General features: G+C 69.8%; 14 protein-coding genes. 10 read left to right on the top strand and 4 right to left on the bottom strand.

Translation table 11 applies throughout. The annotated features are described in order from the left end of the window. Positions 1-59: 59 nt before the first annotated feature. From AB0D14_RS32460 to AB0D14_RS32435, 6 genes are all read left to right on the top strand, one after another. Positions 60-668, top strand: coding sequence for a DUF1349 domain-containing protein (locus AB0D14_RS32460; protein WP_362786275.1), 609 nt, complete (start codon positions 60-62; stop codon positions 666-668). A gap of 379 nt (positions 669-1047) precedes the next feature. Beyond that, positions 1048-1587 (top strand): diaminobutyrate acetyltransferase, encoded by a 540-nt coding sequence (ectA, locus tag AB0D14_RS32455; RefSeq protein WP_362786264.1) that lies wholly within the window; start codon positions 1048-1050, stop codon positions 1585-1587. A gap of 26 nt (positions 1588-1613) precedes the next feature. Continuing rightward, positions 1614-2885: a diaminobutyrate--2-oxoglutarate transaminase gene (gene ectB / locus AB0D14_RS32450; RefSeq protein WP_362786262.1), complete on the top strand. Its 1272-nt coding sequence runs from the start codon at positions 1614-1616 to the stop codon at positions 2883-2885. Between the two features lie 43 nt (positions 2886-2928). Beyond that, a complete protein-coding gene (locus AB0D14_RS32445; RefSeq protein ID WP_362786261.1) occupies positions 2929-3333 on the top strand; it encodes an ectoine synthase in 405 nt (134 codons plus the stop codon). 3 nt (positions 3334-3336) lie between these two features. Further along, the gene (gene thpD, locus AB0D14_RS32440) at positions 3337-4224 is read left to right on the top strand and encodes an ectoine hydroxylase (protein WP_362786259.1); all 888 of its coding nucleotides are present in this window, start codon (positions 3337-3339) and stop codon (positions 4222-4224) included. A 171-nt stretch (positions 4225-4395) separates the two neighbouring features. Then, complete coding sequence (locus AB0D14_RS32435; protein ID WP_362786258.1) at positions 4396-4920, top strand: MarR family winged helix-turn-helix transcriptional regulator; 525 nt, start codon at positions 4396-4398, stop codon at positions 4918-4920. A 67-nt stretch (positions 4921-4987) separates the two neighbouring features. Here AB0D14_RS32435 and AB0D14_RS32430 read toward each other — a convergent pair whose 3' ends face one another. The 4 genes from AB0D14_RS32430 to AB0D14_RS32415 all read right to left on the bottom strand — a co-directional run bounded on the left by AB0D14_RS32430 (position 4988) and on the right by AB0D14_RS32415 (position 9036). Beyond that, positions 4988-6025: a maleylpyruvate isomerase family mycothiol-dependent enzyme gene (locus tag AB0D14_RS32430; RefSeq protein ID WP_362786256.1), complete on the bottom strand. Its 1038-nt coding sequence runs from the start codon at positions 6023-6025 to the stop codon at positions 4988-4990. Positions 6026-6050: 25 nt separating this feature from the next. After that, complete coding sequence (locus AB0D14_RS32425; RefSeq protein ID WP_362786254.1) at positions 6051-6677, bottom strand: sigma-70 family RNA polymerase sigma factor; 627 nt, start codon at positions 6675-6677, stop codon at positions 6051-6053. A gap of 54 nt (positions 6678-6731) precedes the next feature. After that, complete coding sequence (locus AB0D14_RS32420) at positions 6732-7781, bottom strand: aminotransferase class V-fold PLP-dependent enzyme (protein ID WP_362786252.1); 1050 nt, start codon at positions 7779-7781, stop codon at positions 6732-6734. 136 nt (positions 7782-7917) lie between these two features. Next, positions 7918-9036: an aminotransferase class V-fold PLP-dependent enzyme gene (locus AB0D14_RS32415; RefSeq protein ID WP_362786273.1), complete on the bottom strand. Its 1119-nt coding sequence runs from the start codon at positions 9034-9036 to the stop codon at positions 7918-7920. A gap of 175 nt (positions 9037-9211) precedes the next feature. On the opposite strand from AB0D14_RS32415, the gene AB0D14_RS32410 reads away from it, so the two are divergent. From AB0D14_RS32410 to AB0D14_RS32395, 4 genes are all read left to right on the top strand, one after another. After that, positions 9212-10069, top strand: a complete 858-nt coding sequence (locus AB0D14_RS32410) for a transporter substrate-binding domain-containing protein (protein ID WP_362786250.1) — start codon at positions 9212-9214, stop codon at positions 10067-10069. Then, positions 10066-10899 carry an amino acid ABC transporter permease gene (locus tag AB0D14_RS32405; protein WP_362786249.1) on the top strand — a complete coding sequence of 278 codons (834 nt, stop codon included), beginning with the start codon at positions 10066-10068 and terminating at the stop codon, positions 10897-10899. Before AB0D14_RS32410 ends, AB0D14_RS32405 begins: the two co-directional genes overlap by 4 nt. A gap of 104 nt (positions 10900-11003) precedes the next feature. Beyond that, complete coding sequence (locus AB0D14_RS32400) at positions 11004-11762, top strand: amino acid ABC transporter ATP-binding protein (RefSeq protein WP_362786271.1); 759 nt, start codon at positions 11004-11006, stop codon at positions 11760-11762. Between the two features lie 80 nt (positions 11763-11842). Next, the gene (locus AB0D14_RS32395) at positions 11843-12934 is read left to right on the top strand and encodes an amidohydrolase family protein (protein ID WP_362786247.1); all 1092 of its coding nucleotides are present in this window, start codon (positions 11843-11845) and stop codon (positions 12932-12934) included. The last annotated feature ends 30 nt before the right edge of the window (positions 12935-12964 follow it).

Genomic DNA, 12964 nt, shown 5'->3' with positions numbered 1-12964 from the left:
CCGGGCGGGACCCTCGCGGGTCCCGCCCGGAGGCGGTGGGGAGCTGGCAGACTCGGGGCATGGACCTGGAAATACCTGAACTTCCCTTTGCTCTGCGCTCCTACGGGCCCGACGGGCACTGGTCGTACGAGGACGGCATACTCACCGGGTGGGCGGGGCCGCGGCAGGACCGTTTCGTGCCGCCCACCGACGAGGGACTGGACCCCGCGTCCGACGCGCCCCGGCTGCTGGGGGCGCCGGAAGGGGACTTCCAGCTCATCGCCCGCGTCACGGTCGGTTTTGCCGGGTCCTTCGACGCGGGTGTCCTCTACGCACACGTGGGCGAGCGGGCCTGGGCCAAGCTCTGCCTCGAATACTCACCGGACGTGCCCACCGTCTGCACGGTCGTCACCAGAGGGCATTCCGACGACGCCAACTCCTTCACGGCCGACGGCAGCTCCGTCTGGCTCCGGATCAGCCGCACCGGCCGCGCCTTCGCCTTTCATGCCTCGAAGGACGGCCGGCGCTGGACCTTCGTCCGCCTCTTCACCCTGGCCGACGAGAAGGAGACCGGCGCCGCCCTGGTCGGTTTCATGACCCAGTCCCCGATGGGCGAGGGCTGCGTGGTCACGTACGACCACATCGAGTTCCGCCCGGACTGGCCGGAGGACCTGCGGGACGGCCGCTGACCTTCGCATACGGCGGTGCTCGGTGCGAGCGCCGCCTCAGGCGGTCGGCGTTGCATTCCGGAATTCCGGTCTGTGTAATGCTGGTGCTGATACCGTTCCTATTTATTGCAGCTTCCCACAAGCTTCTTCCCGCTTTCTCGCAACCTAAACGCTAAGATTTCGCTAATATCGATCTCACGATTCGGGCACGTCTCGAAGCGATTACGTTGCTGTGACGCAATGCACAGCGAGACCGTTTTGACCTGGTATTTCCCGGACAAAGTGCCGCTTTCAACCAGAGTCACGCGCCGCACGCGCCCGCGCGGTAACACACCCGGCCCGCTTGTGTAACCCCCTCTGGCGATGCGGTTTCGGCTTTTGCTGGGTAAATTCATTCAACATGACCGCCGCACAAGCAGACCTGCAAGCGGAATTCCTGGAAATGCCAGATGAGCTGCGGATCGACCGTCCGCACGTGGACGACGGAGCCGCACTCTGGCGCATCGCCAAGGACTCCGGAACCCTTGACTTGAACTCCTCCTACAGCTACCTGCTGTGGTGCCGTGACTTCGCCGGTACCTCGGCGGTGGCGCGTACGGCCGACGGTGAACCGGTGGCCTTCGTCACCGGCTACTTCCGGCCCGAGCGACCCCACACGCTCCTCGTGTGGCAGGTGGCCGTCGACGCGGCACAGCGTGGACGCGGTCTCGCCGCGGCTCTTCTCGACGGGCTGACCCTCCGGGTCGCCGGTCAGAGCGAGCTGACCTGCATGGAGACCACGATCTCCCCGGGCAACACCGCCTCCGAGCGGCTGTTCACTTCGTACGCCGCACGCCACGGCGCGACCGTCGAGCGGGAGGTCCTGTTCGACACAGGACAGTTCCCCGACGGCCCGCACGACCCCGAAGTGCTGTACCGCATCGGCCCCCTGTCGCTCTGACCCCCCACGCCTTGAGGAGTAACACCGTGAGCATCACCCAGCCCGACCTGAGTGTCTTCGAAACCCTGGAGTCGGAGGTCCGCAGCTACTGCCGCAGCTGGCCCACCATCTTCGACCGCGCGCAGGGCAGCCGCATGTTCGACGAGGACGGCCACGAGTACCTCGACTTCTTCGCGGGTGCCGGATCACTCAACTACGGACACAACAACCCGGTACTGAAACGGGCCCTGATCGACTACCTGGAGCGCGACGGCGTCACGCACGGTCTCGACATGTCGACGACCGCGAAGCGCAGCTTCCTGGAGTCGTTCCAGAACGTGGTGCTGCGCCCGCGCGACCTGCCGTACAAGGTCATGTTCCCCGGCCCGACAGGCACCAACGCCGTCGAGTCCGCGCTGAAACTGGCCCGGAAGGTCAAGGGCCGCGAGTCCATCGTCTCCTTCACCAACGCCTTCCACGGCATGTCGCTGGGCTCGCTCGCCGTGACCGGCAACGCCTTCAAGCGGGCGGGCGCCGGCATACCGCTCGTGCACGGCACGCCGATGCCCTTCGACAACTACTTCGAGGGCAAGATCCCGGACTTCCTCTGGTTCGAGCGGCTCCTTGAGGACCAGGGCTCCGGCCTCAACAAGCCCGCCGCCGTGATCGTCGAGACGGTGCAGGGCGAGGGCGGCATCAACGTCGCCCGTCCCGAGTGGCTGCGCGCCCTCGCCGAGCTGTGCGAGCGCCAGGACATGCTGCTGATCGTCGACGACATCCAGATGGGCTGCGGCCGCACGGGCGCCTTCTTCTCCTTCGAGGAGGCGGGGATCGTGCCCGACATCGTGACCGTCTCCAAGTCCATCAGCGGCTACGGGCTGCCCATGTCCCTGTGCCTGTTCAAGCCCGAGCTGGACGTCTGGGAGCCCGGCGAGCACAACGGCACGTTCCGCGGCAACAACCCCGCCTTCGTCACGGCCGCCGCGGCCCTCGAAACGTACTGGTCCGACGGTCCCGCCATGGAGAAGCAGACCCGCACCCGCGGCGAGCAGGTCGAGCAGGCGATGATCTCCATCACCGAGGAGAACCTCGCCGACGTCAAGGAGTACCGCGGCCGCGGCCTGGTCTGGGGCATGGAGTTCCACGACAAGGCGCGCGCGGGCCGTGTGGCCCACCGGGCCTTCGAACTCGGCCTGCTGATCGAGACGTCGGGCCCGGAGAGCGAGGTCGTGAAACTCCTCCCGGCGCTCACCATCACGCCCGATGAACTGGACGAGGGGCTCCGTACCCTCGCCCGGGCCGTACGCGAGACGGCCTGAACCGCACCCCCGTAGAACAGCCTGAAGGAGGCTTCGTACCACCGTGATAGTCCGTTCGTTCAAGGAGATCGAAGACACTGACCGACACGTGAAATCGGCGTCGGGCACCTGGGAGAGCAAGCGCATCGTCCTCGCGAAGGAGAGGGTCGGCTTCTCCGTTCACGAGACGATCCTGTACGCGGGTACGGAGACGTCGATGTGGTACGCGAACCACATCGAAGCCGTCGTCTGCGTGGAGGGCGAGGCCGAACTCACCGACGACGAGACCGGCGAGAAATACACGATCACACCGGGAACCATGTACCTCCTCGACGGACATGAGAGGCACACGATGCGGATCAAGGAGGATTTCCGCTGCATCTGTGTCTTCAATCCGCCGGTGACCGGACGGGAGGACCATGACGAGAACGGCGTCTACCCCCTGCTGACCGAACCCGAGGAGGTCTGAACGATGACGACCATCACCGACCTGTACCCCAGCCGCGGCGCCAGCGAGGTGTCCGTGCCCCGGCAGGACCCGGTCGTGTGGAGCGAGCCCGGCACGCCGGGACCGATCCCTGGGGCAGACCTCCAGTCGTACGAGCGTGACGGCTTCCTCTCCGTCGAGCAGCTCATCGAGGACGACGAAGTCGCCCTCTATCGGGCCGAGCTGGAGCGCATGGTCACCGACCCGGCGGTCCGCGCCGATGAGCGGTCGATCATCGAGCCGCAGTCGCAGGAGATCCGCTCGGTCTTCGAGGTCCACCGGACCAGCGAGATCTTCGCCCAGCTCGTGCGGGACGAGCGTGTGGTGGGTCGCGCCCGGCAGATCCTCGGCTCCGACGTGTACGTGCACCAGTCGCGGATCAACGTCAAGCCCGGCTTCGGGGCGAGCGGCTTCTACTGGCACTCGGACTTCGAGACCTGGCACGCCGAGGACGGCCTGCCGAACATGCGGACGGTGTCCGTCTCGATCGCGCTGACCGAGAACCACGACACCAACGGCGGCCTGATGATCATGCCGGGGTCGCACCACACGTACCTCGGCTGTTCAGGGGCCACGCCGAAGGACAACTACAAGAAGTCGCTGCAGATGCAGGACGCGGGCACGCCCTCCGACGAGGCGCTCACCAAGTTCGCCTCCCAGCACGGCATCAAGCTCTTCACGGGCCGTGCCGGCTCGGCGACATGGTTCGACTGCAACTGCATGCACGGTTCGGGCGACAACATCACGCCGTTCGCGCGCTCGAACGTCTTCATCGTGTTCAACAGCGTGGAGAACACGGCGGTGGAGCCGTTCGCGGCGCCGATACGCCGGCCCGAGTTCATTGGGGCCAGGGACTTCACTCCGGTGAAGTGACGCCCGTCCGGTGGTGATCGGCCCGGTGCCCGGCCCAGGTGGGTCGGGCACCGGGCCGACGGCCTTGCAGCGCCGGGTCGTCCGGGGTCCCGGCCCACCACGGACGGCTGGAGGGGCGATTTCCGTGAAAGGCTTGGGGGCACGCACGTGCGCGGCAACCGGGAGCCCCAGATGAGTGCCATCCACGAGATCGCGTCCTCACGGGCCGCCGACCCCGCCTGTACCGACCGGCCGCCGTCGTCGGCGTGCGGGGAGGCGGTCAGCCACGCCATCTCCAGGGTGGCCCGGCTGCACCGCGCCGCAGCGGGCAAACTGCTGCGCGGGGCCGGGCTCTACCCCGGTCAGGAGTTCGTGATGATGCACCTGTGGGACGCGGGCCCGGTACGCCAGTCGGAGCTGATCAAGGCGGTCGAACTCGATCCGTCGACGATCACGAAGATGCTCCAGCGTCTGGAGCAGGCAGGCCACGTACGCCGCCGCCCCGACCCCAGGGACGGCCGTGCGGTCCTCGTCGAGGCCACGGTGGAGAGCTGCGACATGCACGAGGCGGTCATTCTCGCCTGGGCCGGACTGGAGGAGCACGCTCTCGCCGGGCTGAGTCCCGCCGAGCGCACCCAGCTCGCCGGACTCCTCTCGCGCGTCGAGGCGAACCTGTGCACGGCGACGGCCGGCTGCCCGGCCCCTGCCGGGGACTGACCACAGGCCGGGACCGACTACAGGCCGGGGACCGGGACCGCCTACAGCCAGGCCGGCCGGGGACCGACTACAGCCAGGCCAGCGACGCCGCCCGCTCCAGTACGTTCCGTACGGCGTCCTCGTCGCCCACCATGCCCCTGGGAACCGAGGCGGGCGTGTGCCGTCCTCCCACCAGCAGACAGAAGTCCACGGCCTGCAGAGCGAGTTCACCCCGGACCGGCTCGCCCTCGGAACCGAGCACCCACCGGGAGTCACCCTCGACGCCCGTCACGGCGAACAGCACCGGCGGCGCCGTGGGCCCCAGCGCCAGCCCCAGCATGCGGACGGCCAGCCGGACCATCTGCCCCAGATGGACCTCGGGCGGTGGCGGCACGGCGAACCCGAGCGCACGGCCGATGTCGTCCGTGTGGATCCAGGTCTCGAAGGCGCGCCCCAGGAAGTGATCGGCCACGGGCAGCCGTACGCCCAGCAACTTCGTGGCGTGCGCGGCCCGTTCGGGGTCCCGGGCCTCGGGCGTGGCCAGCAGCGCGGCGGTCTGCGCGGACCACGCGGCCACCGTCTCCTCGGGGGAACGCGTCCGCTCGTACGCGATCATGTCCGTGGTCCGTGTCTCCCAGGCCTCCTCCCACGGCATGTCCTCCGTGAGCCGGGAGGGCGGCGCCTGGGTCCGCACGCCGAGGTGCTGCGCCAACTGCTCGTCGGCGGCGATCAGATGGCCGACGGTGTCACGCACATCCCAGTCGTGCACGACGGGGGTGCCCCACGGCCCGTGGCCTGTCACCTCGCGCAGCAGCGCCGTGAGACCGGTGACCGCGGCCGCGTACGGGGCGGCGTGCGCGGCGACACGCGGTACGGCGGACCGCGCCCGCAGGGCGGCGGCGAGTACACCGTCCGACCCGGCGGAACCGTTGTGCGCGGCGGTCGGCTCCGGTGCGCCCGGCGGCCCGTCCAGCAGCCGTACCGTCTCGCGCAGCCGCTCCGCCTCCGCGGCGCAGCTCCCGCACCCGGCCAGATGCAGCGGCACCGACTTCTCGTCCGGGGGCTGCAGAGCGCCGAAGGCCCAGGCGGCCAGCAGCTCGGGCACGCCGTCGTGGTCGTCGCTCACGTGAGGCCTCCTTCTCCTGTCGCCATCATGCGCCCCTTTCCCACGCGGGATCCGACGGGTCCGACGGGTCCGCCAAGGACACCGCCAACTTGCGCAGCGCGGACCGTAACCGGGTCTTCGCGGTGCCCTCCGGGATGCCCAGCTCGACGGCGGCCTGCCGGTAGGTGCGGCCCGCGAAGTAGGCGAGGTGGACCACCTCCCGCTGCGGCTTCGGGAGTTCCGCGAGGGCGGAGTGCAGCAGGAGCGAGCGTTCGCGGTCGACGAGCGCCTCGTCGGGGCCCGGCCCGGCGTCCGGGATCGCGTGCAGCGCCGAGTCGTCCGTGCGGCTGTCCTTGCGGTGCCGGGCCTCGCTGCGCACCCAGTCCACGGCCCGCCGGTGGGCGAGCAGGGACAGCCAGGTACGCAGCGAGCCACGGGCCGCGTCGAACGCGTACGGCCTGCTCCACAGCTGGGCGAAGACCTCCTGGGCCACGTCCTCGGCGGCCACCGCGCTGTGCGTGACCCGCACGGCGACGCGCCGGACCAGCCCGCCGTACGCCGTGTACGCCTCGGTCAGCGCGCTCTCGTCGCCGTACACCAGCCGCCGGTGCAGTTCCGCATCCGCGGACGGCCGTTCGGACGTGTGGAGAGTTGGCTCCACCGGCACCACCACCTCGTGGTGCCCTTCCTAGCGTCCTCGTGCGCCGTGCGCCAGTGGGCAGGGGAATCAACCGGACACGACGTCCAGCAGACGATCGACATCGGCGGGCGTGTTGTACAGGTGGAAGGCGGCCCTCAGATGGCCCGAGCGGTCGGAGACCTGGACCCCCGCCCGGCTCAGCTCCGGCTGCCGGTGACCGAGGCCGGGCACGGAGACGATGGCCGAGCCCGGCGCCGGGACCGGCTCCTGCCCCAGAGTGGCGAGGCCCGCCCGGAAACGGTCGGCGAGAGCGAGGTCATGGGCGTGTATGGCATCCACTCCCAGCTCCTCGACCAGTTCGAGCGAGTGGCGGGCACCGGCGTACGAGAAGAGGCTGGGACTCTCGTCGAACCGGCGTGCGGAGTGGGCGAACGCCTCGACCGGTCCGTAGCAGCTGTTCCAGGGTTCCTCTCCCGCGACCCAGCCCGCGAAGACCGGGTCGAGCCCTCCGAAGTCCTCCGGAACGACCAGGAAGGCCACGCCCCGCGGGCAGACGAGCCACTTGAAGGCGACGGAGGAGACGTAGTCGTACGCGTCCGCCTCGACCGGCAGCCATCCGGCGGCCTGGGACGCGTCGATGTACGTACGGGCGCCGTGTTCGCGTGCGGCCTCGCGCAGCGCCGGCAGATCGGCGATCCGGCCGTCCGCGGACTGTGCGGCGCTCACCGCGACGAGCGCGGTGCCGGGGCGCACCGACTCGGCGATCCGCTCCAGCGGCACCGAGCGCACCTTCAGGTCGCGGCGCACATGGAAGGGAGTCACCAACGAGGAGAATTCGGCCTCGGCGGTGAGGACTTCGGCGCCGGCGGGCAGTGAGGCGGCGATCAGTGCGGTGTAGACGGCGACGGAGGCCCCGGCCGCGACACGGCGGTCCGGGACCCCGAGAAGCCGGGCGAAGGAGGCGCGGGCCGCCTCCACGTCGGCGAACATGTCCTGCGGCTGTCCGGCCGCCACGGACTCGACAGCGGCCCGCATGGCGGCCACCGCGCGGGCCGGGAGCAGCCCGGTACTGGCGGTGTTCAGGTAGGTGTTCTTCGGGGTGAACTCGGCTCGGACGAGGCTCTCGAAGGTCTCCATGGGACCACTCTGAGGCCCAGGGAACTCCCCGTCCATTGCGTTCTTTTACGTGGTTCCGCAAAGAAACGCTTATAGATCGGCCACGACCTGGGCTTTGGCCACGGTCTTTCGGCCGGCGGCCTTTCGGCCGTCGTCCTCAGGTCCGGGGCCGGGTCTGGGTCCAGCTCTCCGTCACGGCCCGGTGTGCCGCCTCCAGGCCGGCCGGGAGGCCCGCCTCGACGAGGGCCGTCCCCACGGCGGCAAGGCAGCCCTGGACAGCGCCGAGGGTCGCCGCGGGACCGTAGTGGTTGACCCGGATCATCTCCTTGGCGAGGGCGCCACCACCCGCGGCCAGCGGAAGCGCCGGGTCGGCCGCCAATGCCCTGGCCACCAGTTCGGCGGCATCCACCCCGGCAGGGGTGCGCAGCGTCGTCGCGACCGGCGCCGCGTCCGAGGCCTCGTACACATACGGCTCCAGGCCGGCGCCCAGGGCGAACGCCCCCGCGCGGGTGGCGGCCGCCGCCGTCGCGTGGCGGGCCATCACCGTGTCCAGGCCCTCCGTCTCGATACGGGCCACGCAGGCCTCCAGCGCGAGCATCTCCAGCTGCGCCGGAGCATGGAGAAGCGCCGTACGGCCGGCGTCGACCCAGCGCTCCTTCCAGTCCAGGAGGGAGAGATAGGAGCGGCGCGGAGCGTTCGGGTTCGCGGACATCCGGGCCCAGGCCCGCTCACTCACCGACACCGCCGAGACCCCGGCGGGCCCGCCCATCGCCTTCTGTGCCCCGATCACGCACAGGTCCACGCCCCACGCGTCCGGCAGTACCGGCTCGGCGCCGACCGAGGCCACCGCGTCCAGGTAGAAGAGGGCGCCGTGCTCCCGTACGACCTCGCCGATCTCCGCGACGGGGTTGGTGTTGCCGGTGGCCGCCTCCGCGTGCACCAGGGAGACGAAGTCGATCTCCGGGTGTTCGGTGAGGGCCTCGCGGATCTGTGCGGCCGTGACCGCCGTGTGGAAGGGGACGGCCAGGTCGTACACGGTCGCGCCGCAGTCCCGGAGCCAGTCGCCGAACGTCTGCCCGTACGGACCCGTGATCACGTTGAGAGCGGTCGTGCCGGGGCCCGCGGCACCCCGAATGGCCCCCTCCAGGGGCAGCAGCGCCTCGCCCTGCGTGATGAGGACGTCCTGCTCGGTGGAGAGCAGCCGCGCCACCCGGTCCTCGATCGACGCGAAGTGCGCGGCGCTCAATGGTGCCAGGTCAAGGAAGGGGTGGGTCACGGCGTTGCTCTCTTCACTCACGGGGTAGGCAGCAACGAGCGTAACCGGCGTCCCGGCGTTCGCCCCACCGGCGACTTCCGAGGCCGGGCAGCACCATGGCCATGGGATTGGTTTGGGAACCTCAAACCAATCCTTATAATCAGAAGCCACAGTTTCCCCACAGGAGGGCACCCCCGTGAAGAAGGTCTTCGGGCGCCGGACCCGCATTCTGGCCGCCACCACCGCGACGGCCGGGCTGCTGCTCGTCGCCGGCTGCTCCTCGGACGACGACGGGGGCAAGAAGACCACCGCGAACGGGGTCGAGCTCGCGAAGGGCGGGCAGCTCACCACCTGCACGCACCTGCCGTACCCGCCGTTCCAGTCGGAGGTCGACGGCAAGGTGCAGGGCTTCGACGTGTCGCTGGTCGACCTGGTCGCCAAGGACCTGGGGGTGAAGCAGGAGATCCTCGACCAGCCCTTCGAGAACTTCAAGACCGGCGGATCCCTCAACTCCGGCCAGTGCGACCTCGCCGCGGCCGGCATGACGATCACCGACGAACGCAAGAAGAACGTCGACTTCTCCGACCCGTACTTCGAGGCGACCCAGGGCGTCCTGGCCGGCAAGAAGAGCGGCATCTCCTCGCTCGCGGACCTCAAGGGCAAGAAGGTCGGCGCGCAGGCGCAGACCACCGGCGAGGAGTTCGCGAAGGGCAAGGGCCTGAACCCGGTCTCCTTCGAGTCCTCGGACGCGCTTCTCAACGGCCTGCGGACCGGCCAGGTCAAGGCCGTCGTCATCGACTACCCGGTCGTCCAGGGCTGGCTGAAGGACAAGGCCAACGCCGCCGCCTTCAAGGTCGCCGACAACGTCAACACCGGTGAGGAGTACGGCTTCACGATGAAGAAGGGCAACACCAAGCTCCGTGAAGCCGTCAACAAGGCGCTGGCGGACGCGAAGGCCGACGGCACGTACAAGAAGCTGTACGAGAAGTGGATCGGCCCGTATGACGAGAACGCGGCGGACAGCACCTCCGCTTCCCCGTCCGCCTCCTCATGAGTGGGACCGACACCCGGGTCCAGCCTCGCAGGAGCGGTCTGACCAGGCGGCAGAAGCGGGCCGTGTCGCGCGGCGTCCAGTACGCGGTGTTCGTCGCCGCGCTGGTCGCCCTCGGCTTCACCGCCGACTGGGAGCAGCTGCGGAACCAGTTCGCTCAGGTCGACCTGGCCGAGCGGATGTTCCCGGACATCATCACGCTGGCCCTGAAGAACACCGTCCTCTACACGGTGTCCGGCTTCGTCTTCGGCCTCGCCCTCGGCGTGGTCGTCGCCCTGATGCGGCTCTCCTCGGTCGGCCCGTACCGCTGGCTGGCCGGTATCTACATCGAGATCTTCCGCGGGCTGCCCGCCCTGCTGATCTTCATCTTCGTGGGCGTCGCGGTACCGCTGGCGTTCCCCGGTACGGAGATTCCCGGCGGCACGTACGGGAAGGTCGCGCTCGCGCTCGGTCTGGTGGCGGCCGCGTACATGGCAGAGACCATCCGCGCGGGCATCCAGGCCGTCCCCAAGGGGCAGATGGAAGCGGCCCGTTCGCTGGGCTTCTCGCATGCCCGGGCCATGGTCTCCATCATCATTCCGCAGGCGTTCCGGATCGTGATCCCGCCGCTCACCAACGAGTTGGTGCTCCTCTTCAAGGACTCCTCGCTGGTGCTGTTCCTCGGGGTCACGCTGGAGGAGCGCGAACTCTCCAAGTTCGGCCGCGACCTGGCCAGCGAAACCGCCAACTCGACACCGATCCTGGTGGCGGGCCTGTGCTATCTGCTGGTCACGATCCCGCTCGGTTTCGTCGTACGCCGCCTTGAGGCGAAGGCCGGGGAGGCCACCAAGTGAGCAGCGAGCACAGCAAGTACAGCAAGCACAGCGAGAACAGCGGGAGCAGCGAGAGCAGCGGGAGCAGCGAGAACAGCGGGAGCAGCGGGAGCGGCACGCCGGAGATCCAGGTCTGCGGCCTGCACAAGTCGTTCGGCGACAACGAGGTGCTGCGCGGCATCGACCTGGAGGTCGGCTCCGGCGAGGTCGTGTGCGTCATCGGCCCCTCCGGCTCCGGCAAGTCGACCCTGCTCCGCTGCGTGAACCTCCTCGAAGAGCCCACCAAGGGCCAGGTCTTCGTCGGCGGCACCGAGGTCACCGACCCGGACGTCGACATCGACGCCGTACGCCGCCGGATCGGCATGGTCTTCCAGCAGTTCAACCTCTTCCCGCACCTGACGGTGACCGACAACCTGACGCTGCCGCAGCGCCGGGTGCTGGGCCGCGACAAGGAGGCGGCCGCGAAGGTCGCCGCCGAGAACCTCCGGCGGGTCGGCCTCTCCGAGAAGGCGACGGCCTACCCCGCCTCCCTCTCCGGCGGTCAGCAGCAGCGCGTCGCCATCGCCCGCGCGCTCGCCATGGGCCCCCAGGTAATGCTCTTCGACGAGCCCACCTCGGCGCTCGACCCGGAACTGGTCGGGGACGTCCTCGCAGTGATGCGCGTGCTCGCCGACGAGGGCATGACCATGATGGTCGTCACCCACGAGATGTCCTTCGCCCGCGAGGTCGCCGACCGTGTCGTCTTCATGGACGACGGAGCGATCGTCGAGGAGGGCGCCCCGGCCCAGGTCATCGGCAACCCGACCCACGACCGCACCCGGCACTTCCTGTCCCGCCTGCTGGACCCGGCGATGGCAGAGGTGGAGGAGAACGGCGCCCCGTAGGGGCGCGGGGAACTGCGCGACAAGCCCTCACCGGCCCGCAGCCTCCGTACCCCACCGACGGACGAATTAGGGTGCAGTACATGAGCGATCAGCCGGTGCTGCACGTAAAGGGCCGAGTACTCATCGACCCCGACGACGCCAGGGACGAACTCTGGATCGTCGGCGGCAAGATCACCTACGAGCGCCCCACCGGCGCCCGTGACATCCGCACCGTGAACGGCTGGGCCCTGCCAGGACTCGTGGACGCCCACTGCCACGTGGGCCTGGGCCCCAGCGGCCCCGTCGCGGACGACATCGCGGAGAAGCAGGCCCTGGCCGACCGCGAGAGGGGCACCCTGCTCATCCGCGACGCGGGTTCGCCCTCCGACACCCGCTGGATCGACGACCGCGACGACCTGCCGGAGATCATCAGAGCGGGCCGCCACATCGCCCGTACCCGCCGCTACATCCGTGGCTTCGCGCACGAGATCGAGCCGGAGGACCTCGTCGCGTACGTGGCCCGGGAGGCCCTGCGCGGCGACGGCTGGGTGAAACTGGTGGGCGACTGGCTCGACCGCGGAACGGGCGACCTCGGCGCCTGCTGGCCGCGCGACGCGGTAGAGGCGGCGATCGCCGAGGCGCACCGGCTCGGTGCCCGCGTCACCGCGCACTGTTTCGCGGAGGACTCGCTGCGAGACCTGGTCGAGGCGGGCATCGACTGCGTCGAGCACGCCACCGGACTGACCGAGGACACGATTCCGCTCTTCGCCGAGCGCGGCGTCGCGATCGTCCCGACCCTCGTCAACATCGCGACCTTCCCGCAGCTCGCGGCCGGAGGCGAGGCCAAATTCCCGCAGTGGTCGGCGCACATGCGGCGGCTGCACGAGCGGCGCTACGACACCGTGCGTGCCGCCTACGACGCCGGGATCCCGGTGTTCGTCGGCACCGACGCGGGCGGCACGCTCCCGCACGGACTGGTGGCGGGGGAGGTCGCCGAGCTGGTCACCGCCGGTATCCCGCCCGTCGAGGCGCTGTCGGCCACCACCTGGGGCGCCCGGGCGTGGCTGGGGCGGCCAGGCCTGGAGGAGGGGGCCCCGGCCGACCTCGTCGTGTACGAGGAGGATCCACGGGCGGACGTCCGGGTTCTGGCGGCTCCGCGGCGGGTGGTACTGCGCGGCCGGACCGTCGGTTAGCGACGGTCCCCGCGCCCCTGAAGGCGGAAG

It is taken from the genome of Streptomyces sp. NPDC048484 (assembly GCF_040651415.1).
In the GTDB taxonomy this organism is placed as follows: domain Bacteria; phylum Actinomycetota; class Actinomycetes; order Streptomycetales; family Streptomycetaceae; genus Streptomyces.
This window is presented reverse-complemented; position numbering and strand designations above follow the sequence as displayed.